Genomic DNA, 21,278 nt, shown 5'->3' on the forward strand with positions numbered 1-21,278 from the left:
GATCAGGCGCGCGGCGTCGCCGATGGCTTGCGCGCCGGCGGCGCAGGCGGTGATCGGCGCGCCCAGCGGGCCGCGCAGTCCATGCTTGATGGAGATCTGGCTGGCCGCCATGTTGGCCAGGAAGCCCGGCACGGTGAACGGCGACAGCCGGCGCGGTCCGCGCCCGTCGGTGGTGCGCACCGCCTCGACCACCGCGCCAAAGCCGCCGATGCCGGAAGCGACCACGGTGGCGGTGCGCCGTTGCGCGTCTTCGCTGTCGGGGTGCCAGCCGGCCTGGTCGAGCGCTTCCTGCGCCGCCGCCAGGGCGAACAGCGCGAAGCGGTCCATCTTTTTCTGGTCTTTTGGCTCGGCCGCGAGCGCGGCATCGAAGCCGGCCACGACACCGCCGATCTTGCACGGTATGTCGAGGGTGTGCTGCTCATCCAGGCGCACCACGCCCGACTGTCCCGCCAGCAGGCGCTGCCATACTGTCTCGCTGCCGCTGCCCAGCGGCGAGACGATGCCCATGCCGGTGACCACGATACGTTTGCTCATCGATACTTGCTCCATCCAGATTCGCCATGCAAAATAGGCAAAGCGCGCCATGTTGGCAGCGCGATGCCGGTCAGTATAGGCAGCAACGATGCAGCATGCTTGACCGTTCGCGCCAGTGGATATGCAAAACACGCCAATATTTTTGCCATGACCGAAGTGACTTCACACACCGTCTCGACGCATTTCGTCCAGGGCATGCTGGCGTTCATGCGGGCCCAGCGTGGCGACTACGCCGTGGCGGCGTCCCTGGCCAGTGCCGGCATCCCGCAGTCCCTGCTGGCGCAGCCGGACGCGCGCATCACGCGCCGGCAATATGTCGCGCTCTATCGTTCGGTGGCGGCGCTGCTCGATGACGAGATGCTGGGCCTCTGGTCGCGCCCCATCCGCGGCGGCACGCTGAAGTATCTGATGCTGAGCCTGTTGGACACGCCCACCGTGATGGTGGCGCTGAACCGTTTCGTGCGCTTCTGGAATCTGCTGCTGGACGATTACCGCCTGCACATGGTGCGGCGAAATGAGGCGGTCCGGCTGGCACTGATCGCGCGCGCGCCCGGCGCCACGGCCAATCCGCTCGGCCACGGTCTGATGATGAAGCTGATCCATGGTGTCGCCTCGTGGCTGCTGGGACGCGAGATCGGCGTGCACCGGGTCGCATTCTGCTTCGCGCGGCCGCGCTATGTGCAGGATTATGTGTTTCTGTTTCCGGGCGGCGTAGGCTTCCAGGCCAGGGAGACCAGCATCTACCTCGACGAACGCGATTGCGCGGCGGCGTTCAAGCGCGAAAAGCATCAGCTGTGGGGGTTTCTGAAACGTGCGCCGGAAGACTGGACTTTCGCGGCGGTCAACCGCACCTCGCTGAGCGCGAAGGCGCGGGCGTTTCTGGAGCCGCGCATCGATGAAGCGGTCACGATCCGGGATCTGGCCGATGCGCTGCACAGTTCGGTTCGCAACCTCACCCGCAAGTTTGCCGAGGAGGGCACCGGGTTCCAGACCGTCAAGGACGATCTGCGGCGCGATATCGCGGTGCACCGGCTGACCCACTCGAATGTCGCCGTGGCCGCGCTGGCGCTGGATCTGGGCTTTTCCAATTCGGCGGTATTCTGCCGCGCCTTCAGGCAGTGGACGGGCAGCAGTCCCACCGCTTACCGCAAGGGCGCACGCGACAGCGAGTGACGGTTTATATGCTCCGTCTAACAGAAGCGTCGCGGCTTATCTCCTAAGCTGTGTACTTCCACCAAACAACGGAGCGGACAACATGAGCATACGCAATCTTCTTTCTTCTGCGCTGATCGGCGCTGTCGCCAGCGCGCGATCGATGACGCCGATGGCGACGCTGGCGGCCGCCCGTCTGGCCGACCGCCGCACGCCCGGTGAACTGATGCTGCTGGATCGTCCGCTGTTCAAGTACGGCGCGCTGGCCATGGGCGTTGGCGAACTGGCCGGCGACAAGATGAAGACCGCGCCCGACCGCACGGTGCTGCTCGGCCTGCTGGCGCGCATGGCGAGCGCGGGCATCGCCGGCGCCGCGCTGGCGCCGAAAGGCAAAGAGGGCGCCGGCGCGGCGCTGGCGGTGGCCACCGCGATTCCGCTGGCTTACCTGACGCTCGCCGGCCGCAAGCAGGCCATGGCCCGATACGGCCAGACCCGCAGCGGGCTGGTGGAAGATGCGCTGATGGTGGCCGCCGGCGCGGCGATCGTGGCGTTGTCCACCAAGCCGCCGGCAACCTTGTAGAGTTGCCAATCTTGCCGTGATTTTCCAGCAAAAACAAGGGTTTGCTCTTGCTTTCCGCGCAGCGGACTGCTATGATTCGCGCCTTGGAAATGTCCCCATCGTCTAGAGGCCTAGGACATCACCCTTTCACGGTGAGTACCGGGGTTCGAATCCCCGTGGGGACGCCAACCACATTTCCAAAGGCCAGTACGGACAGTTTCTGTCCCCATCGTCTAGAGGCCTAGGACATCACCCTTTCACGGTGAGTACCGGGGTTCGAATCCCCGTGGGGACGCCAGATCAGCAAAAAGCCGCCTTGTGCGGCTTTTTGCTTTTCCGCGCCTACCAGAAGAATGGCTGGTAGGCTGGCGGCGATGGCCACGGCACGGCCGCATGGCGCGCCAGCGCAAACGGGTCGTAGCTGGCCGCCATCAAGCCGCCGACATTCGCGCCGAGCCCGGCCGGCGCCGGCATCACCGCCTGCTGCGGCTGCATGGCTTGGGTCTGCAGGCCGACCGCCACCAGCACGTCCGGCAGGCCGAAGCCGGTGCGGCTCTGGTCGCCCAGGCTGATGCGACGCGCGCTGGCGCGGATGATCTGGAACAGCCGCTCGACGCGGTCCGGCCCGCGCAATTTGTACTGCGCCTGGAAGTCCGGGTGGTGCGCCAGGCACAGCGCCGCCAGGCCGGTCACGTGCGGCGCCGCCATCGAGGTGCCGTCCCAGGCGGCAAAGTTATTCGGCGGCACGCACGAGGTGATGGCCACGCCCGGCGCGCACACGGCGATCTGTGGTCCGAAGCAGCTGAACTTGGCGGAAAAATACCCATAGGCGTCGACGTTGGCGTCGAGCGTCTGCGCGTGGTAGCTGTCGGCCGGGAATTCGTCGAGCTTGCCGATGGCGGCCACTGCCAGCACGTTCGGCGACGAGGCCGGATACTGCACCGCGCCGCCCGAGTTGCCGGCCGCGACGATGCAGGCCACGCCGGCGCGCTTGGCGCGCAGGATCTGCTGTTCCAGCGCTTCCGACACCTCGGTGCCGCCCAGGCTCAGGTTGACCACGTCGATCTGCTTGTCGATGCAATATTCGAGCGCGTCGATCAGCTGGCTGATCTGGCCGCCGGGGAACAGCTTGCAGGCGTGGACTTCGGCGTCCGGCGCGAAACCGCGGATGCCGGTGGCGATGTCGGCCGCCGCGATCACGCCGGCGCAGTGGCTGCCGTGGCCGATGGTGTCCTGGTTCCAGCCGTCGGGATTGGTTTTCTTGTTGAGGATGTCGAAGCCGGCGCGGATGCCGTGCAGGTTGTCGTGGCTGGTGGCGGCGCCCGAGTCGACGATGGCGATGCGCACGCCCTGGCCGCGGTAGGCGCCGGGCAGCTGGTCGAGCCGCATGGCCTTCTGGCCCCAGCCCAGCGCGCGCTGGCGCGGCAGCCCGGCCAGCGCCGGCCAGTCGGCCAGCGCGCGCAGCGCCACCACATTGGCCTGGTCGGTGCTGATGTCGGGATCGCGCTGGTAAAAGCTCCAGTAGTCGGCCTTGGGCTTGACGTACAGGCCGCGCACGGTGGCGGCCGTTTCGCCGAACAGCGACAGCGTGACGCGGCCGTTGGCATCGGTGACGCCGCTGGCCGGCAGCAGGCTGCCGAACAGCGACACTTCGGCATCGGGCATCGGCATGCCGGCCTTGTCGATCACGCTGATGACGGCGTTGAGCACCGGGCCGCCGACGGCGGCCGGCGTCACCAGCGCCGGCTGCACCGGCGACGCGTCCATCAGGGTCAGTGGCTGGTCATGTTCGACCAGCAGCCGGCCCTGGCCCTGCTGGTGCAGCATGGCGGCCTTCTGGTCGGTCATGCGCGCCACCAGCACGCCGGGCGCGCCGCCCATGCCGTCGGCCAGCACGGACAGCGGGGCGATCTTGTCGACCACCTCGATATCGCTGCTGTTGCGCAGCGCCTGCTCCAGTGCGGCAAACTGCATGGGCTGCAGGCCCAGCGTCTGCAAGCCCTCCGGCGGCTGGCGCGGCGCGATCAGGAACTGTTTCTTGCGCGCGCTGATGTTGCGGCCGGCGTTGGCATGGCCGTCGGCCTGCGGCGTGACGGCATCGGCGGGACCGTTGGCGACAGGCGCGGGGGCGGGGACGGGCGTTTCGGACGGCGCGCCGGCGCCACCGTTGGGATTCTTGGGCATGGTGATTCCTTTCACAGCGGATCGAACGGGCCGCTGTCAAACATGGACAGCGGGCGGTCCGGCTCGATCGTCAATTGGTGGGTGGGAGTGCCGGTGCGTTGGAAATACTGGTCGAGCTCGCGCGCCTTGTCGGCGCTGATTTCAATCACGGCGGTGTGCGGCCGGTCGCGCGGACCGATCACGTCCACCACGGCGATCTCGGGATCGGTGGCGGCCACCGCCAGAAAATCGTTGAGCGGCGCACCCAGCGCGGCGTGCACCAGAAAGCGGGTGTTCGGCATGAAGAAGCCTCCTTGAGCCTGAAGTGGAAGTGCGGCGCCCTCCGGCAGCCCGTGCCGCCGGAGGGCGGGACCTTACCGCGTCAATGCATGGTGGGCTGGCCTTGCTGCGCCAGTTGCGCCATCTGTGCCAGCTGCGCCTGTTGCAGATAGGCCGCCGTCACCGGGTCGGCGCCGAACGGCAGCATGCCGCCCAGCTGGCCGGCGATGCCGCCGATGGTGTTGCCCAGGCCGGCGTTACCGAAGGCGCCGCCGAGCGCGCCGCCCAGCGGCTGGGCGACGTTCTTGATCAGGTTGCCGAACCAGCCCTGCGGCGCCAGCCCTTGCTGCGCATAGGCGGCGCTGACCGGATCGACGCCGAACGGCAGAATGTTCTGCGGCGGCGAGCCGAACGTCGGGCTGATCATGCTGCCGTAGGGGTGTTGTTTGCGCAGCAGGTCGCCCAGCCAGCCTTGCGGCGACAGGCCCTGCTGGGCATACGCGGCGGCGACGGGGTCGGCGGCAAACGGCAGCATGCCGCCCAACTGGCCGGCAATGCCGCCGATGGTGTTGCCCAGGCCGGCATGGCCGAAGGCGCCGCCGATGGCGCCGCCCAGCGGCTGCGCCACGCTCTTGATGATGTTGCCGAACCAGCCTTGCGGCGCCAGTTGGCCCAGCTGAGCCTGTTGTGCGAGCTGCGCCAGTTGTGCTTGCTGCGCCTGCTGCAGCATCTGCTGTTGCTGTGCCTGCTGTGCGTAGGCCGCGCTCACCGGGTCGGCGCCGAACGGCAGCAGCGAACCGCCGACGCCGCCCGCCGCCTGGCCGATTTGCCGGCCCAGGTTGGCATTGCCGAACAGGCCGCCAATGCCGCGTCCGATCAGGCCGCCCAGCGGCGCGCCCAACAGTCCGCCAAAGAAGCCTTGCGGCGCCAGATCGCCCGCCTGCTGGGGCATCAGAGGTTGTCCATAGTACGATTGAAATTCATTCATGACATCTCCTTGTTGTGGTTACAGCGCGCCGGTTAGCCGCGCTGGTAGGATTGGACGTACAGGCGCGCGAGAAGTTTCGCCATTGTTGGTTCCCTGATTACGTTAATCAGGTATCATCCAGCCTCACCTTTTCCAGCGCATTTTTTATGACTTTCCGCAGCCTGGCCTTGTTCTGCCGCGTCGTCGACAACTATGGCGATATCGGTATCTGCTGGCGTCTGGCCCGGCAACTGGCCGCCGAGCACGGGCTCGACGTCACCCTCTACGTCGACGACCTGGCCAGCTTCAAACGCATCTGCCCGCCGGTGGACAGCGCCGCCGAACTGCAGCGGATCGACGGCGTGACGGTGCGGCACTGGCGCGGTCAGGACGGCGTCTACGCGCCGGAGCAGGTGGCCGACATCGTGATCGAATTTTTCGCGGTCGATATCCCGCCCGGCTACATCGACGCCATGGCGCGGCGCCGCCCGCGTCCCGTGTGGTTCAACCTGGAAGGCTTGACGGCGGAGGAGTGGGTGGAGGGCTGTCATTGCCTCACCTCGCCGCAGCGCGACGGCTTGATCAAGCATTTCTTCTTCCCCGGCTTCACCGCCAAAACCGGCGGCCTGATCGTCGAACGCGGCCTGGAACAGCAACGTTTGCAATTCGACCCCGCACCGTTCCTGGCGCGGCTGGGCTTGTCGGCGGCCGAGATCGCGGCCACCAAGGTGTCGCTGTTCTGCTATCCGCACGCGCCGGTGTCGGCGCTGCTCGACGTCTGGCAGGCCGGGACCAAGCCGCTGGTCTGCCTGGTGCCGGAAGGCGTGGCGGCCGAGGCGGTGCGGGCCTTCACCGGCGGCGCCGGCAAGGCCGGCGAGTGCGTCACGCGCGGCGCGCTGACGCTGCGCGTGCTGCCGTTCGTGCCGCAGGCCGATTACGACAAGCTGCTGTGGGCCTGCGAGCTGAACTTCGTACGTGGCGAGGATTCCTTCGTGCGCGCGCAATGGGCCGGCAAGCCCTTCGTCTGGCACATCTACCCGCAGGACGAAAACCTGCACCACAAGAAGCTGCGCGCCTTCCTGCAGCGGTACGCCGGCGGCTTGCCGGCGTTGACCGAATTCGTGCTGCGCTGGAACGGCGCGCCCTCGGGGGACGCGGACTGGAGCGCCTTGTGGGCGGCCCTGGAAGCCGAACGCGGCGTGGTTGCCGAGCGCGCCGGCGCGTGGCGCCAGGCGATGTTCGACCTGGGCGATATGGCCGGCAACCTGTTGTCGTTTGCCGCCACGCTGAGATAGGCGCGGCCGAAAAAACAGGGTACAATGCCGGGTTTAGCTCTGTACCGCTTTTTTTCGATCAACCGTCAGGCGACGATGATCTTTACGCAACCACCTTATTAAGTAGAATCGCTATGAAACCAGCAAAAGAAATTCGCGTCGGCAACATTATCATGGTTGACGCTAAGCCATTCATCGTCCTGCGTTCCGACGTCAACGGTTCGAGCCGCACCGGCTTCACCTACAAGTGGAAGATGAAGAACCTGCTGACCAACGCGCCGCTGGAAAACGTGTTCCGCGGCGACGACAAGTTCGACGTGGTCGTTCTGGACAAGAAGCCGGTTACCTACTCGTACTTCGCCGACCCGCTGTACGTGTTCATGGATGCTGACTACGAACAGTACGAAATCGAAGAAGAAAACCTGGGCGAATCGCTGAACTACCTGAAAGACGGCATGGAATGCGAAGCCGTGTTCTACGACGGCAAAGCGATCTCGGTCGAACTGCCGACCACCATCCAGCGTCAGATCGTCTACTCGGAACCGGCCGTCAAGGGCAACACCTCGGGTAACGTGACCAAGGAAGCGCGCATCGAGAACGCCATCGAATCGAAGCAGTTCACCATCCAGGTGCCACTGTTCGTGTCGCAGGACGACATCATCGAAATCGACACCCGCACCAACGAATTCAAGAAAGTCGTGCGCAACTAAGCCGATCTTCTGTGACAAAAAAAGCACGCCCCGGTGGCGTGCTTTTTTTTTATTCATTTTCGTGGTGTAACTTGCAACCCGCTGAGGTATTATTGCCAGGCAACAAAAACCAGGGATTGGTGATCACAATAAATCGACCACGAGGATGGCATGGATCGCAGGGGTTTCGTCAAAATCGGCCTGGCGGCGGGTGTCGCGGGCACAGGTAACAAGGGGCTGGCGGCGCCGGCGTCCAGACTGGGCAGCGGCGGCATCCTCGACGCCGGCGTCCGTGAGCAGCAGCAGATGATGGAGGCAGGCAAGCTGACCTCGCATGCGTTGACTTCGCAGTATCTGGCGCGCATCAAGACCATCGACAAGGCCGGGCCGCGGCTGAATTCGGTCATCGAGCTCAACCCGGAAGCGCTGAAGATCGCGCTGGACATGGACCGCGAGCGCAGCCTGAAGCGCGTGCGCGGTCCGCTGCACGGCATCCCGGTGCTGTTGAAGGATAATATCGCCACCGGCGACCGCATGAGCACCACCGCCGGTTCGCTGGCGCTGGCCGGCGTGCGCGCGCAGCGCGACGCGCACGTGACGGCGCAGCTGCGCGCGGCCGGCGCGGTCATCATCGGCAAGACCAATCTGAGCGAGTGGGCCAATATGCGCTCGACGCATTCGGTCAGCGGCTGGAGCGGGCGCGGCGGCCTGACGCTGAACCCGTATTCGCTGGACCGCAACTGCAGCGGATCGAGTTCGGGCTCCGGCGCCGCCATCGCGGCCGGACTGGCGACGCTGGCGGTGGGCACGGAGACCGACGGCTCCATCGTCTCGCCGGCATCGATCTGCGGCCTGGTGGGCATCAAGCCGACCCTGGGCCTGGTGAGCCGCAGCGGCATCATTCCGATCGCGCACTCGCAGGACACGGCGGGGCCGATGGCACGCAGCGTGGCCGATGCGGCGCTGATGTTGTCGGCCATGACCGGCGTCGATCCGCGCGATCCGGTCACGCGCGAGAGCGTCGGCAAGGTCGGCGACTATGCGGCGGCGCTGCAGAAGGGTGGCCTGCAGGGCATGCGTCTCGGTGTGGCGCGCAACTTCTTCGGCCAGCATGCCGGCCGCGATGCGGTGATCGAACAGGCGCTGCGCGATCTGAAGGCGCAGGGCGCGGTGCTGATCGATACGCCGGTGCCGAATGTCGCCAAATACGGCGACAGCGAGACCGAGGTGCTGCTGTACGAATTCAAGGCGGACCTGGAAGCGTATCTGAAGGACTACGCGCCGAACGCGCCGGTGTCCAACATGGCGGAGCTGATCGCCTTCAACCAGCGGCACAGCCAGCAGGAGCTGCCGTACTTCGGCCAGGAGTACCTGGAGCAGGCACAGGCCAAGGGCGATCTGGAGACGCCGGCTTACAAGGATGCCTTGGCCAACAACCGCCGCTACGCGCGCGACGAGGGCATCGATCAGGTGATGAAGGAGCATCAGCTGGATGCGCTGATCGCGCCGACCGACGGGCCGGCGTGGCTGACGGACTTCATCAACGGCGATCATTTCAGCGGCGGCTTTTCGTCGCCGGCGGCGGTGGCGGGCTATCCGCACATCACGGTGCCGGCCGGCTATGTGCAGGGGCTGCCGGTGGGCCTGTCCTTCGTCGGCGCGGCCTACAGCGAGGCGGCGCTGATACGCATGGCCTATGCGTACGAGCAGGCCACCATGCACCGTCGTCCGCCGCAGTTTCCGCCCAGCGTGTCGCTGGCGGCGCGCTAGTTTTTCAGCACGTGGCGGAAGGTGGGCTCGATGCCCCGGGCGTGCAGGTGGCGGACGATGTCTTCCAGCGTGGCGTCCTTGAGCAGCAGGCTGCCGGCCGCCGATGCGGCGCCGCTGGCGCTGCTGCTCCCACCGCCGTCAGCTTTGCGGTCGTCGATGCTGCCGGCGGGCGCGTTGCCGCTGGCAGGCGCGGGGCTGGCCGTCATTGATGCCGATGCCGACAGCGCGTCGGCGTGCTTGCGCTGCAGCGCGGCCAGCGCTTGCTCGAAGACTTCTCCGCTGATGCTGCCCAGCTTTTCCAGGAACGCCGCCTGGGCGTTTTCGTTGGGCGGCATTTCCAGGCCCAGATCCTCGGCCAGCGCGCCGCCCATGCCCGGATTGATGAACGCTGCCCACAAGCCGGTGGCCGCATGCAGGCAGGGCGGCAGCTCGACACTGGTGCGTCCAGGGTCCACCGGCTCATCTTCGAAGTAAGCCTTGTGCAGCAAGGCCGTGAACTGTGCCGCCTGCGCCGTGGTCAGCGGCGCTTCCAGCGACAGCCACAGACGATAGCAATCGCCGCCGGAGACGCTGACCGCCGGCGCCGGCAGGCCGAGGTCCGCTTGCAGCGCATTGGCCACCTCGCACAGCCGCAGCCAGTGGCGCTCGCCCTCGGCCTTGTGGAAATCGAGGACGATGGCGCGCGTGTAGCCGTCGCCGGCCAGTTGCGCCGCAAACGTGCTCTCGCCGCGCAGATGCCGCGCCAGCGTCGCATCATCGTAGCGGCGGTCGTTGAGCAGGTACAGCCTTCTTAACTCGGAAATCAGCTTGGTCGTCATCCTTGCATTATAACGGCCTGCGGACCAGTACAGCGTCCGCCCTGTACTGGTCGGGCAACACCTGCTTCAGATTCGCCACCTTCTGCAGATCGTTGTAGACGATGTACGGATCGTTGGGATGCAGCGTCAGATAGTTCTGGTGATACGACTCGGCCGGATAGAATTTCTTGTCCAGCTCTATCTTCGTCATCAGCGGCTTCTTGAACGCGTGCGAGGTGTCCAGCTGGGCGATGTACTTTTCCGCCACTGCGCGCTGCGCCGGCGTCTGCGGGAAGATCGCGGAGCGGTATTGCGTGCCGCGGTCCGGTCCCTGACGGTTCAGCAGCGTCGGGTCGTGCGCCACCGAGAAGAAAATCTGCAGCAGCTTGCCGTAGCTGACCTGGGTCGGATCGTAGGTGATCTTCACCGATTCCGCATGGCCGGTATCGCCGCCGCTGACCAGCTCATAGTTCGCGGTGCGGCCATCGCCACCGGCATAGCCGGAGACGGCGTTGCTGACGCCTTTCACGTGCTGGAACACACCCTGCACGCCCCAGAAGCAGCCGCCGGCGAAGATGGCGGTGGCGGTGTGCTCGCTGGCTGCCGGTTCATCGACCGCCGGTGGCGCGATCACCACCGCCGCTTCCGCCGAAATCGCCGTCTGGCCGCAGGCGGCCAGGGTGAGCAGGGCGAGCGCGCCGCCCATTTTCTGTATGCTGTTCATGCTGACTCTCCTTATCAACCGAAGGTGAAGGCGTAGGCTTGTACGCCCGGATCGAGGAATTCGATGCTGAAGGTGCGGTCGCCGACCGCGCCGGACTGGCGCACCAGCTGATACAGGCGCTGGCTGTCGATCACGCCGCTGCCGTCGGCGGCGCTGTCGGTGCCGTGGTCCTGGCCCGGCGCCTGACCGTCGATGGTCACGCGGAAGCGCACCGGCTTGCCGTCCTTGCCCGGCCCCAGCACCAGATGCAGGTCGCGCGCATGGAAGCGGTAGACGATGCGGCCGGCGCCTTCGCTCAGTGTAATTTGCTCCGCCTGCGACAGCCATTTGCCGCCCAGACCCCACTGGTTCAGTGCCGGCTTGGCCGGCACGGTGTAAGTTAAGGCGCGATCGGCCGCCTGCTTCTCCGGCGAGGCGAAGTTTTCGGCGCGCTCGTAGCCCAGATAGGTTTCCGGCGACGCCACCTGGCCGATGTCCGACTGTTGCTGCACGCCCTTGGCTTCCTCGGCGCTGACCACGGTGTTGGTGACATCCTTGCGGCCGGCTTCTTCCAGCAGCTGCTGGATCACCTGTTCCGATTCGGCGTAATCGCCTTCACCGAAGTGGTGGTGGCGGATCTGGCCTTTGGCGTCGATGAAGTAGTGCGCCGGCCAGTACTGGTTGCCGAAGGCGCGCCAGATGGCGTAGTTGTTGTCGACCGCCACCGGGTAAGTGATGCCGAGTTCCTTGACCGACTTGCGCACATTGTTCACATTGCGCTCGAAGGCGAATTCCGGCGCGTGTACGCCGATTACCACCAGGCCCTGGTCACGGTATTTCTCGGCCCAGGCCTTGGTGTAGGGCAGGCTGCGCAGGCAGTTGATGCAGGAGTAGGTCCAGAAATCGACCAGCACGACCTTGCCTTTCAACTGCTCGGCGTTCAGCGGCGCGGAGTTCAGCCACTCGACCGCGCCGTTCAATGCCGGCAGATGACCTTCGACCTTCAGCGTTTCCGCTGCCGTCGCGGCGGCGCGCATGGCCATCATCGCGGGACCGCCGGACATGGCGGTGCGCGCCATCATGGCGCCCGATGGCGCGGTGTCGTCATCGTGAGCGGCGGTGGCGCGGCGCATCATCGCGCCGCCGGCCTGCGCGGCATCATCGGGCCTGGCCGCGAGTCTGTCGATCAGCGATTGTTCGATCTCGGCGGTGGCGACGGTGGAGACGCGGGTCAGCAGCCCGGTATCGAGGCCGCTGGCGATCGCCGCCACGCCCGCCAGCATGGCGACACCCAGGCCACGACGTATCCATTCGCCGGCGCCGAGCGAGCGCTTCATCGCCGCGAACACTTTGCCGCCGACCAGCAGGGCCAGCCCCAGCGAGGTGGCGGCGCCCAGCGCGTAAGCCAGCAGCAGCAGGGTGGTGGTGGCGCTGGCGCCGTTCAGCGCCGCGCCGGTCAGCACCAGGCCCAGCACCGGGCCGGCGCACGGCGCCCACAGCAGGCCGGTGGCCACGCCCAGCAGGAAGGACGAGCGCGCACCCGACCAGGCGCCGCGTTCGGCGTCGGCCTGTTGCGCCTTGTTCGACAGACGGTCGCCCAGTGCCACCAATGGCTTGGTCAGGCGGTCCGCCAGGTGCGGCAGCAGCAAGGTCAGGCCGAAGAAAGCCATCAGCACCAGCGCGATCCAGCGGCCGTACTGGTTGGCCTGCACCACCCAGCCGCCGCCGACGGCGGCCAGTGTCGCCACCAGCGCAAAGGTCAGGGCCATGCCGGCCAGCAGCGGCAGGCCGCTGCGCACGAAGGGTTGGCCGGTGCGGGCGAACACGAACGGCAGCACCGGCAGGATGCACGGACTGACGATGGTCAGCGCACCGCCGAGATAAGCGAGCAGTAAGAGCAGCATGATGATGGCTCCTTCTCAGGCTTCGCCGGGCGTGAAGTTCAGCGCCACGCCGTCGATGCAGTAACGCAGGCCGGTCGGTTCCGGGCCGTCGTCGAATACGTCGCCCAGGTGGCTGCCGCAGCGGCGGCACTGCACCTCGACACCGTACAGGCCGAGCGAGGTGGTGCGGCTGGTGTAGACGCCACGGTCCAGCGGCTTCCAGAAGCTCGGCCAGCCGGTGCCGCTGTCGAATTTGTTTTTGGACGAGAACAGCGGGTTGCCGCAGCCCGCGCAGCTGAATTTGCCGGCGCGATGTTCCTTGTACAGCGGGCTGCTGAACGGACGCTCGGTGCCGTGCTTGCGCAGCACTTCGTACTGGGCGGGCGTCAGTTTGGCGCGCCATTCGGCGTCGGTATGAGTGACCTCCCAGGCGGCGGCAGGCGCCGCCATGCTGCCGCGCGCTTGCCAGGCGGCGATGCCGGTCAACAGCGCGGCGCCGCTCTTGAGGATGAAAGAACGTCGGTTGGTCATGGTGTGCTCCGGGAAGGGAATAAGGAATGACGCCATTCTGCCTTCAGAATGCTGACAAAATCCTCACGTAAACTTAAACTAATTGTGATACTTTCCCCGGCCCGGATACGGCACAATATGACCATGGAACCCGCCAAAAAAGTACTGATCGTCGAGGATGATATGCCGATTGCCGACCTGCTGCGCATGCATTTGCAGGACGAAGGCTATCAGGTCACCCATTGCGCCGACGGCGCCCAGGGGCTGGCCACGCTGCGCGCCGGCGGCTGGGATGCGCTGATCCTCGACATCATGCTGCCCGGTGGCGTGGATGGGCTGGAGATCTGCCGCCAGGCGCGCGCCATGCCGACTTACATACCGATCATCATCACCAGCGCCCGTTCCAGCGAGGTGCACCGCATCCTCGGATTGGAGCTGGGTGCGGACGATTACCTGCCCAAGCCCTTTTCCGTGCTGGAGCTGGTGGCGCGGGTGAAGGCGCTGCTGCGCCGCGCCGCCGCCATGTCGCGCAGCCAGGCCGGCGAGGGCGGTGCGCTGGAACTGAACGGCGTGCGCGTCGATCCGATCACGCGCCAGGCCTGGGTGCGGGGCGTGCTGCTGGACCTGACGCCGCGCGAATTCGACCTGCTGTACTTCTTCATCAAACATCCTGAAAAGGTGTTCTCGCGTCTGGACCTGCTGAACCAGGTCTGGGGTTATCAGCATGACGGCTACGAGCACACGGTCAACACCCACATCAACCGCCTGCGCGCCAAGATCGAGGCCGATCCGGCCGAACCGACGCGCATTCTGACCGTGTGGGGCAAGGGCTACCGCTACGCCAGCGGCGTCGGCGCCGGAGCATCGGCATGAATCTGACGCTGTCGCAGCGGCTGTCGGTGGCGTTCTGCGCGCTGCTGCTGGTATGCTGCGGCGCTTCGGCGTGGCTGCAGATCCGCGCCAACATCATGCGCGAGCAGGAAGTGGTGCAGGGCCTGTCGCTGGGACTGGCGCGCAGCATCGCGCTCGATGCGCAACTGATGGAGATGCAGGCGCAGAGCGACGACGATCACGCCGATCCCACCGCGCCGCCCAGCGACGGCCTGGGGCCGGAAGCGGTGCGCCGCCTGTTCGGCAAATTGATGCGGGTGAACCCCAGCGTGGAAGTCTATCTGCTGGACCTCAACGGCCGCATCGTCGGTCATGCCGCGCCGCCCGGCCGTCTGAAGCGCGATCATGTCGACCTCGTCCCCATCCAGCGCCTGCTGAACAAGGAGACCTTGCCCATCCAGGGCGACGATCCGCGCAGCGAGCATGGCCGCAAGGTGTTCAGCGCCGCCGTGCTGCGCTCCGGCGAGCAGAAGGTCGGCTACATCTACGTGATCCTGCAGAGCGAGGAGCATGACCGTCTGCTGGCGCGCGCCTCGGCCAGCTCGGTGTTGCGGACCACGCTGCTGTCGATGTCGGTGGTGGCGGGACTGGTGCTGATCGCCGGCCTGCTGGCGTTCCGCCTGATCACGCGGCCGCTGCGCCGCCTGGCCGCCACCATGCGGCAGATCGACACCAAAGCCGAGCAGCTGGTGCTGCCGGCACCCAAGGCCGGCGGGCCGCGCGACGAAATCGCCATCCTCGAGCACTCCTTTGCCGACATGGGGGAACGCATCAACCAGCAATGGCAGGCCATGCGTCAGCTGGACCAGGACCGGCGCGAAGTGGTGGCGAATATCTCGCATGACCTGCGCACGCCTCTGGGTTCGCTGCACGGCTATCTGGAAACGCTGTCGCTCAAGGATGCCACGCTGGAGGCGGCCGAGCGCCAGCGCTATCTCGACATCGCGCTGGCGCAGAGCCGCAAGGTGGGCAAGCTGGCGCAGGGGCTGTTCGAACTGGCGCGGCTCGAACACGGCGCGGTGCAGCCGGAGCTGGAGCCGTTCTCGTTGTCCGACCTGATCCAGGACGTGTTCCAGAAATTCGAGCTGCAGGCGGCCGAACGCCAGGTGCGCCTGATGGCGACCCTGCCGCATCCGGCGCCCATGGTGCGCGCCGACCTGGGCATGATAGAACGCGTGCTGACCAACCTGTTCGACAACGGCATCCGCCACACGCCCGAAGGCGGCACGGTGGAAATCACGGTCAAGCCGCTGGCGGAACGCAAGGTGGAAGTGAGCGTGGCCGACACCGGTCCCGGCGTGCCGGCTGCCATGCGCGACAGCCTGTTCCGCCGTCCGGTCGCGCTGCGGGGCGAGTACCGTGTCGGTGGCCTGGGTCTGTTGACGGTCAACCGCATCCTGCAGCTGCACGGCGGCGGCATCGAACTGGCCGACGTGCCGGGCCTGGGCGCGGTGTTCCGCTTTACGCTGGATGCGGCCTGAAACCAGTTCAAGGCCCGCGCCACTCCGTCAGATAGTGCTGCGGCGTCTTGCCGAGGACACGGCGGAACATGGCGGTAAACGCGCTGGGACTGGCGTAACCCAGCGCCGCCGCGATCCCGCCCACGCTCTGGCCTTCCGCCAGGCGGCCGAAAGCTTCGGCCAGATGCACCTGCTGTACCCATTGGCGGTAGTGCAGGCCGGTCTCCTTGGGGAACAGCCGTATCAGCGTGCGCGCGCTGGCGCCCACCTCGTCGGCCCACTGCTCGATGTTGCGGCTGCTGCCCGGATCGGCCATGATGGCCTCGCAGATGCCGATCAGCCGCCGGTCGCGCGGCCACGGCACCGCGATCGGCACCGTCTCCGCCGCCTCCAGTTCGGACAGGATCAGCATCGCCAGATGTTCGCCGCGGCCGGGGATGGGATATTCGATCGGCTCGTTCAGCAGCGCCAGGATCATCTCGCGCAGCAGCGGGCTGACCTCGATCACGCGGCAGCTGTCGCCCATGCGCGCCGCCACCGACGGCTCGATGTAGACGGTGCGCATGGTGACCTTGCTCAGCGCCCGCCAGTGGTGCGTCACGCCGGGCGGGATCAGCAGGCCGCGGCGCGGCGGCAGTATCCACATGCCGTTGTCGGTCCAGACCCGCATCAGGCCCTGCGTCGCATACAGCAGCTGCGCGCGCTCGTGGCTGTGCGGGACGCCGGTGACGCCATGCTCCACGTCGCGCGCCATGGCCGTGACCACGCGCGGCACGCGCTGGTAGTCCTTGTGGTTGGTGCTGCGGTTGGGTGGGAACGAAGTCGGCACAGAATTTGGCACTTTGGCGATGAAAATTGGAATATCGGGGTTTCCCGGCCATATTACACTCAATCATCCGTCATTACCTGCTTCCGACCATGAACTCCACTGCTACCACGGCTGTCACAGGCAGCCGACCCCACGGCGAAACCATCATGCAGATCCTCGGCGCGGTCGCGCTGGTGCACCTGCTGAACGACCTGACCCAGGCCATGCTGCCATCGATCTACCCGATGCTGAAGGCCGAATTCGGCCTGAGCTTCACCCAGGTCGGCCTGATCACGCTGACCTTCCAGTGCACCGCCTCGCTGCTGCAGCCGTGGATCGGTCTGTACACCGACCGTCGCCCCATGCCCTTCCTGCTGCCGATGGGGATGGTGGCCACGCTGATCGGCGTGCTGATGATGTCCTTCGCCTCGTCGTTCCCGGCGCTGCTGGTGTCGGCGGCGTTGATCGGCGTCGGTTCCTCGACCTTCCACCCGGAGGCGTCGCGCGTGGCGCGTGCGGCGTCGGGCGGCCGCTTCGGCTTTGCGCAATCGCTGTTCCAGGTCGGCGGCAATGCCGGTTCGGCGCTCGGCCCCGTGCTGGCGGCGGCGCTGATCATCGGCCGCGGGCAGGGCAACATCGCCTGGTTTGGCCTGCTGGTGGCGACGGCCATCGCGGTGCTGCTGTACGTCAGCCGCTGGCACAGCCGCCATCTGGCGCAGCCGAAGAAGGTGGCGGCGGCGCCGGTGTCGCCGCTGTCCAGGGGCCGCGTGTACGGCGCGCTGACGGTGCTGGCGCTGCTGGTGTTCTCGAAGTACATCTACATGTCCAGCCTGACCAGCTACTATACGTTTTACCTGATCGACAAGTTTGGCGTGTCGGTATCGAACGCGCAGCTGTATCTGTTCCTGTTCCTGGCGGCGGTGGCGGCGGGCACCTTCATGGGCGGCCCGATCGGCGACCGCATCGGCCGCAAGCGCGTGATCTGGATTTCGATTTTGGGCGCGGCGCCGTTCACGCTGGCGCTGCCGTATGTGGGCCTGTTCTGGACCGCGGTGCTGAGCGTGGTGATTGGCTTCGTGATTTCGTCGGCGTTTTCCGCCATCGTGGTGTTTGCCCAGGAGCTGGTGCCGGGCAAGGTCGGCATGATTGCCGGGATCTTCTTCGGCCTGATGTTCGGCATCAGCGGCATCGGCGCGGCGGCCATGGGCCACATCGCCGACACCCACGGCATCGGCTTCGTCTACCAGCTGTGCTCCTATCTGCCGCTGCTGGGCATCCTGACGGTGCTGCTGCCGCACGTCGAGCAGCCCAAGCGCGGTTGAATCACACTTCGATGAAGCGCATCTTGAAGTAGCGGCCTTTGAAGGCGCCGAAATCGCCGCCCATCGGCACGCCTTTGCTGAGGTTTTCGAAAGCCTGGTAAGCGATGCGGCGGTCGATGGCGACGTAGGTCTGGAACTCGGTGACGTTGATCTTGCCCACCTGCTCCTTGCTCAGACCGGCATCGCCGGTCAGCGCGCCCAGCACGTCGCCGGGGCGCAGCTTGTCCTTCTTGCCGCCGGCGATCACCAGCGTCATCATCGGCGCCGGATCGGCGGCGTAGTCGTTTTCGTCCAGGCTGTCCAGGTCGTACCACTGTACCGGCGCGCCCTGGTATTCCTCGATCAGCTTGACCCATTTCTTCTCGTTCGGCGCGCACAGCGACAGCGCCAGGCCCTTTTCCTCGCCGCGGCCGGTGCGGCCGACGCGGTGCACGTGCACCTCGGCGTCCTTGGAGACGTCGACATTGATCACCGCTTCCAGGTTGGGGATGTCCAGGCCGCGCGCGGCGACGTCGGTGGCCACCAGTACAGCACAGCTACGGTTGGCAAACAGTACCAGTATCTCGTCGCGCTCGCGCTGTTCCAGCTCGCCGTACAGTGCCAGTGCGGAGAAGCCCTTGCTGCGCAGGTCGTCCACCAGTTCGCGGCACTGCACCTTGGTGTTGCAGAAGGCGATGGCCGATACCGGCTTGTAGTGGCCCAGCAGGCGCGCCACGGCGTCGTTGCGCTGGTCGAAGCCGATTTCGAAGAACTGCTGCTCGATTTTCGAGTTGTCGTGCTGCGCCTCGACCGTGACTTCGACCGGATCGACCAGGAAGTCGTCGGTGGCGCGGCGGATGTCGTCCGGGTAGGTGGCCGAGAACAGCAGGGTCTGACGGCGCTTGGGGCAGGCGCTGACGATGCCGGCGATTTCATCGTAGAAGCCCATGTCGGTCATGCGGTCGGCCTCGTCCAGCACCAGCGTGCCGACTTTCGACAGGTCCAGCGTCGCCCGGCCCAGGTGATCGCGCACGCGGCCCGGCGTGCCGACGATGATGTGGGCGCCATGCTCCAGCGAGGCGATCTGCGGCCGCATCGGCGAGCCGCCGGTCAGCACCAGGATCTTGACGTTGCCGGTGGAACGCGCCAGGCGGCGCAACTCGCCGGCCACCTGGTCGGCCAGTTCGCGCGTGGGGCACAGCACCAGCGCCTGCACCGCGAACCAGGCCGGGTTGAGCTTGTGCAGGATGCCGATGCCGAAGGCGGCGGTCTTGCCGCTGCCGGTCTTGGCCTGGGCGATCAGATCGCGCCCCTCCAGCACCGACGGCAGGCTTTGCGCCTGGATGGTGGTCATCTCCTTGTAGCCGAGCGAGTCGAGGTTGTCCAGGAAGGCGGGATGCAGCGGCAGGCTGGCGAAGGCGGTGGAGGTCATGGCGGTCCGTGTTCTGAAAGGGTGTCGGCACAGTCTAGCAGGGTGTACTGCCGCTGTGCGCGCGGTGTCGTGGTGATGTGCGGAAGCTGTACTGCGGCTGTGCCGTATCAGTCGCGCTTCCATACCGGTAAGCCGGTGAGATCGAGATTTTCGTCGCGCACCCAGATTGGCAGACCGGTGGTGTCGGTCGGCTCCAGCAGTTCCATCTGCTCCTGTTTGAGCGCGGAACGCCGGGCGCGCGGCGGCGGCGGACGCTTTCCTTCCGGTACCATGGGCTCGGCGGGCTCGAAGCCGGGCAGGTCGAAAGTCGCGTTATCTTTTTTATCTCTCATCTGAAAAAAACAAAGCCCGGCTGGTTCAGTCGGGCTCAGTTGGCGAATACTTAAGACGCGAAGTGTATCACAAAGCGCAAACTCAGCGGAAGCTCAAGGCCCCGGTCAGATCGCCCGGCGGCGCGGCATTGCGGGCGGCGAAGGCGTCGTTGCGAATCTTCAGACCTTCCAGCAGCGGCAGGCCGTGCAGGCGGGTGATGAAGCGCATGATCGAGGTGGTGTCGTAGAAGTTGTGGTCGACGTGGCCCTTTTTGGCGAACGGCGACACGATGATGGCGGGGATGCGCGAACCCGGCCCCCAGCGGTCGCCCTTGGGCGGCGCCACGTGATCCCACCAGCCGCCGTTTTCGTCGAAGGTGATCACCACCAGCATGTTCTTGAACTGCGGCGATTTCTTCAGGTGCTCGATCACGTTGGCGATATGGGCGTCGCCGGATTCGACATCCGAATAGCCGGCATGCAGGTTCAGATTACCCTGCGGCTTGTAGAACGCCACCGCCGGCAGCTTGCCCGCCACCGCGTCGGCGATGAATTTGTTGGAGATCGGGCTGTCGCCCAGACCGCCGTCGCGCAGGTGTTCTTCGCGCGCCTTGGTGCCCGGCGCGAATTGCTGGAAGTAGTTGAACGGCTGGTGGTGATACTGGAAATTCGGCTTCTCGCCGCCGCCGCGCGCATCCAGCGCCGCCTGCCACGCGCCGCCGTACCACGCCCAGCTGACGCCCTTGCGCGACAGCAGATCGCCGATGGTGTCGTAGGTCTGCGGCGGCAGGGTGTTGGCGTCCTTCGGGTCGGCGTGCAGCGGATCGCCGTCGTGGGCGGGGCGGATGTAGCTTGGCTGGAAGGGCGGCGCCATGGTGTTGACCGCGTAGCCGTCCGGCGTGATGGCGCCGTTGTTGACGAATTCCGGGTGGCCGTCCAGCGCCGATTTCGGCGATTCCTTGGTGACGGACAGGCGGAAGCCGGTCGGGCCGTCGTCCAGCACCGCGATCTTTTTCTTGGCCGCCGTGTCCTTGGCGTTGAAGTATTCCGGCACCCGGCCGCTGATCAGGAACTGGTGATTCAGGTAAGAGCCGCCGAACGCCGCCATGAAGAAGTTATCGCACAGCGTGAATTCCTGGGCGATCTTCCACAGCCCGAGGTTCTTGCCGGTTTCGCTGTAATAGCCCATCACCATGCCGCCGGTGTTGCCCCAGGCGGCGAAGCCGTCGTTCTTGCCGCCGTTGATCTGCATCTGATTCTGGTAGAACAAATGCCACAGGTCGCGCGTGATCACGCCTTCCGGCAGCGGCTTGCCTTCGAGGTCGGACAGCTTGAACGGGCCGTTCGGCAGGCCCTTGATGTCGTCTTCCTTCAGCACATATTTTTTGCCGCCGATGTCCTGGGTGTTGGGCACCATGCCGCCCCAGACCTTTGGCAGCGTCGGCAGCAGGGAGCCATCGCGGTCGCGCTGCGCGCTGGCGGCGGCCGGCACCTCCGACAGCGGTTGCGCGGTGCCGGGGAAGTTGGCGAACAGGTTGTTGAAGCTGCGGTTTTCCAGGTAGATCACCACCACGTTCTTGATGTTGGCCTTGATCTTGGCATCCAGCGAACCCGCGGCGGCCGGTTTGGCCGGAGCGGCGTCGGCCAGCGCCGGCAGGGTGGAGGCGAGGCCGGCGGCGCCGGCGGCCTGGAAGATGCGGCGGCGCGACGGGTTGGCCGGAGCGTCCTGCACTGCTTGTTCTGTCACCTGTACTTGATCCTTCACGCTGCCCCTCCCGGCTACTCAAAATCCGAT

General features: G+C 66.2%; 20 protein-coding genes and 2 tRNA genes. 10 read left to right on the forward strand and 12 right to left on the reverse strand.

The features are described from left to right. A partial coding sequence (locus E4L98_RS13485) for a beta-ketoacyl synthase N-terminal-like domain-containing protein (RefSeq protein WP_267874911.1) occupies window positions 1–534 on the reverse strand: 534 nt, incomplete at its 3' end. A gap of 147 nt (window positions 535–681) precedes the next feature. Between E4L98_RS13485 and E4L98_RS13490 the strand changes: the two genes are divergently transcribed. From E4L98_RS13490 to E4L98_RS13505, 4 genes are all read left to right on the forward strand, one after another. Continuing rightward, on the forward strand, window positions 682–1,707 hold the full coding sequence (locus E4L98_RS13490; RefSeq protein WP_229257389.1) for an AraC family transcriptional regulator: 1,026 nt from the start codon (window positions 682–684) through the stop codon (window positions 1,705–1,707). Window positions 1,708–1,789: 82 nt separating this feature from the next. Next, on the forward strand, window positions 1,790–2,266 hold the full coding sequence (locus E4L98_RS13495) for a hypothetical protein (RefSeq protein WP_135202072.1): 477 nt from the start codon (window positions 1,790–1,792) through the stop codon (window positions 2,264–2,266). Window positions 2,267–2,357: 91 nt separating this feature from the next. After that, a tRNA-Glu gene (locus E4L98_RS13500) sits at window positions 2,358–2,433 on the forward strand. 34 nt (window positions 2,434–2,467) lie between these two features. Further along, a tRNA-Glu gene (locus tag E4L98_RS13505) sits at window positions 2,468–2,543 on the forward strand. Between the two features lie 44 nt (window positions 2,544–2,587). On the opposite strand, the gene E4L98_RS13510 is transcribed toward E4L98_RS13505, so the two are convergent. The 3 genes from E4L98_RS13510 to E4L98_RS13520 form a co-directional block, all read right to left on the reverse strand. After that, complete coding sequence (locus E4L98_RS13510; RefSeq protein ID WP_135202073.1) at window positions 2,588–4,429, reverse strand: S8 family serine peptidase; 1,842 nt, start codon at window positions 4,427–4,429, stop codon at window positions 2,588–2,590. A gap of 11 nt (window positions 4,430–4,440) precedes the next feature. Further along, window positions 4,441–4,710, reverse strand: coding sequence for a hypothetical protein (locus E4L98_RS13515; RefSeq protein WP_135202074.1), 270 nt, complete (start codon window positions 4,708–4,710; stop codon window positions 4,441–4,443). A gap of 80 nt (window positions 4,711–4,790) precedes the next feature. Next, window positions 4,791–5,675, reverse strand: a complete 885-nt coding sequence (locus tag E4L98_RS13520; protein ID WP_135202075.1) for a hypothetical protein — start codon at window positions 5,673–5,675, stop codon at window positions 4,791–4,793. A gap of 146 nt (window positions 5,676–5,821) precedes the next feature. Between E4L98_RS13520 and earP the strand changes: the two genes are divergently transcribed. The 3 genes from earP (at window position 5,822) to E4L98_RS13535 (ending at window position 9,387) form a co-directional block, all read left to right on the forward strand. Continuing rightward, a complete protein-coding gene (earP, locus tag E4L98_RS13525; protein WP_135202076.1) occupies window positions 5,822–6,949 on the forward strand; it encodes an elongation factor P maturation arginine rhamnosyltransferase EarP in 1,128 nt (375 codons plus the stop codon). A 113-nt stretch (window positions 6,950–7,062) separates the two neighbouring features. Beyond that, window positions 7,063–7,638 (forward strand): elongation factor P, encoded by a 576-nt coding sequence (locus tag E4L98_RS13530; RefSeq protein ID WP_135202077.1) that lies wholly within the window; start codon window positions 7,063–7,065, stop codon window positions 7,636–7,638. Between the two features lie 150 nt (window positions 7,639–7,788). Further along, on the forward strand, window positions 7,789–9,387 hold the full coding sequence (locus tag E4L98_RS13535) for an amidase (protein ID WP_135202078.1): 1,599 nt from the start codon (window positions 7,789–7,791) through the stop codon (window positions 9,385–9,387). Here E4L98_RS13535 and E4L98_RS13540 read toward each other — a convergent pair. Genes E4L98_RS13540 through msrB form a run of 4 tightly spaced genes read right to left on the reverse strand, consistent with a single transcriptional unit; the run spans window position 9,384 to window position 13,301 of the window. Continuing rightward, window positions 9,384–10,205 (reverse strand): hypothetical protein, encoded by an 822-nt coding sequence (locus E4L98_RS13540; protein ID WP_135202079.1) that lies wholly within the window; start codon window positions 10,203–10,205, stop codon window positions 9,384–9,386. The two genes, E4L98_RS13535 and E4L98_RS13540, sit on opposite strands and share 4 nt — an antisense overlap. A gap of 7 nt (window positions 10,206–10,212) precedes the next feature. Beyond that, window positions 10,213–10,908 (reverse strand): peptide-methionine (S)-S-oxide reductase MsrA, encoded by a 696-nt coding sequence (gene msrA, locus E4L98_RS13545; RefSeq protein WP_135202080.1) that lies wholly within the window; start codon window positions 10,906–10,908, stop codon window positions 10,213–10,215. A 14-nt stretch (window positions 10,909–10,922) separates the two neighbouring features. Further along, the gene (locus tag E4L98_RS13550; RefSeq protein ID WP_135202081.1) at window positions 10,923–12,791 is read right to left on the reverse strand and encodes a redoxin family protein; all 1,869 of its coding nucleotides are present in this window, start codon (window positions 12,789–12,791) and stop codon (window positions 10,923–10,925) included. A gap of 15 nt (window positions 12,792–12,806) precedes the next feature. Then, window positions 12,807–13,301, reverse strand: coding sequence for a peptide-methionine (R)-S-oxide reductase MsrB (gene msrB / locus E4L98_RS13555; protein WP_135202082.1), 495 nt, complete (start codon window positions 13,299–13,301; stop codon window positions 12,807–12,809). A 123-nt stretch (window positions 13,302–13,424) separates the two neighbouring features. On the opposite strand from msrB, the gene E4L98_RS13560 reads away from it, so the two are divergent. Both E4L98_RS13560 and E4L98_RS13565 read left to right on the forward strand, forming a co-directional pair. Continuing rightward, complete coding sequence (locus E4L98_RS13560) at window positions 13,425–14,153, forward strand: response regulator transcription factor (protein WP_135202100.1); 729 nt, start codon at window positions 13,425–13,427, stop codon at window positions 14,151–14,153. Further along, window positions 14,150–15,652, forward strand: coding sequence for a sensor histidine kinase (locus E4L98_RS13565; protein WP_205746722.1), 1,503 nt, complete (start codon window positions 14,150–14,152; stop codon window positions 15,650–15,652). The genes E4L98_RS13560 and E4L98_RS13565 overlap by 4 nt, the downstream gene beginning before the upstream one ends. A 7-nt stretch (window positions 15,653–15,659) precedes the next feature. Here E4L98_RS13565 and E4L98_RS13570 read toward each other — a convergent pair whose 3' ends face one another. Then, window positions 15,660–16,460, reverse strand: a complete 801-nt coding sequence (locus E4L98_RS13570) for an AraC family transcriptional regulator (RefSeq protein ID WP_229257390.1) — start codon at window positions 16,458–16,460, stop codon at window positions 15,660–15,662. 89 nt (window positions 16,461–16,549) lie between these two features. On the opposite strand from E4L98_RS13570, the gene E4L98_RS13575 reads away from it, so the two are divergent. Next, window positions 16,550–17,761: an MFS transporter gene (locus E4L98_RS13575; RefSeq protein ID WP_135202083.1), complete on the forward strand. Its 1,212-nt coding sequence runs from the start codon at window positions 16,550–16,552 to the stop codon at window positions 17,759–17,761. A 1-nt stretch (window position 17,762) separates the two neighbouring features. On the opposite strand, the gene dbpA is transcribed toward E4L98_RS13575, so the two are convergent. The 3 genes from dbpA to E4L98_RS13590 form a co-directional block, all read right to left on the reverse strand. Continuing rightward, window positions 17,763–19,172: an ATP-dependent RNA helicase DbpA gene (gene dbpA, locus E4L98_RS13580; protein WP_135202084.1), complete on the reverse strand. Its 1,410-nt coding sequence runs from the start codon at window positions 19,170–19,172 to the stop codon at window positions 17,763–17,765. A 107-nt stretch (window positions 19,173–19,279) separates the two neighbouring features. Further along, window positions 19,280–19,504 carry a hypothetical protein gene (locus E4L98_RS13585; protein WP_135202085.1) on the reverse strand — a complete coding sequence of 75 codons (225 nt, stop codon included), beginning with the start codon at window positions 19,502–19,504 and terminating at the stop codon, window positions 19,280–19,282. A gap of 82 nt (window positions 19,505–19,586) precedes the next feature. Continuing rightward, complete coding sequence (locus tag E4L98_RS13590) at window positions 19,587–21,248, reverse strand: acid phosphatase (protein ID WP_135202086.1); 1,662 nt, start codon at window positions 21,246–21,248, stop codon at window positions 19,587–19,589. Window positions 21,249–21,278: the final 30 nt, after the last annotated feature.

It is taken from the genome of Duganella callida, from assembly GCF_004614165.1.
In the GTDB taxonomy this organism is placed as follows: Bacteria; Pseudomonadota; Gammaproteobacteria; order Burkholderiales; family Burkholderiaceae_D; genus Rugamonas; species Rugamonas callida.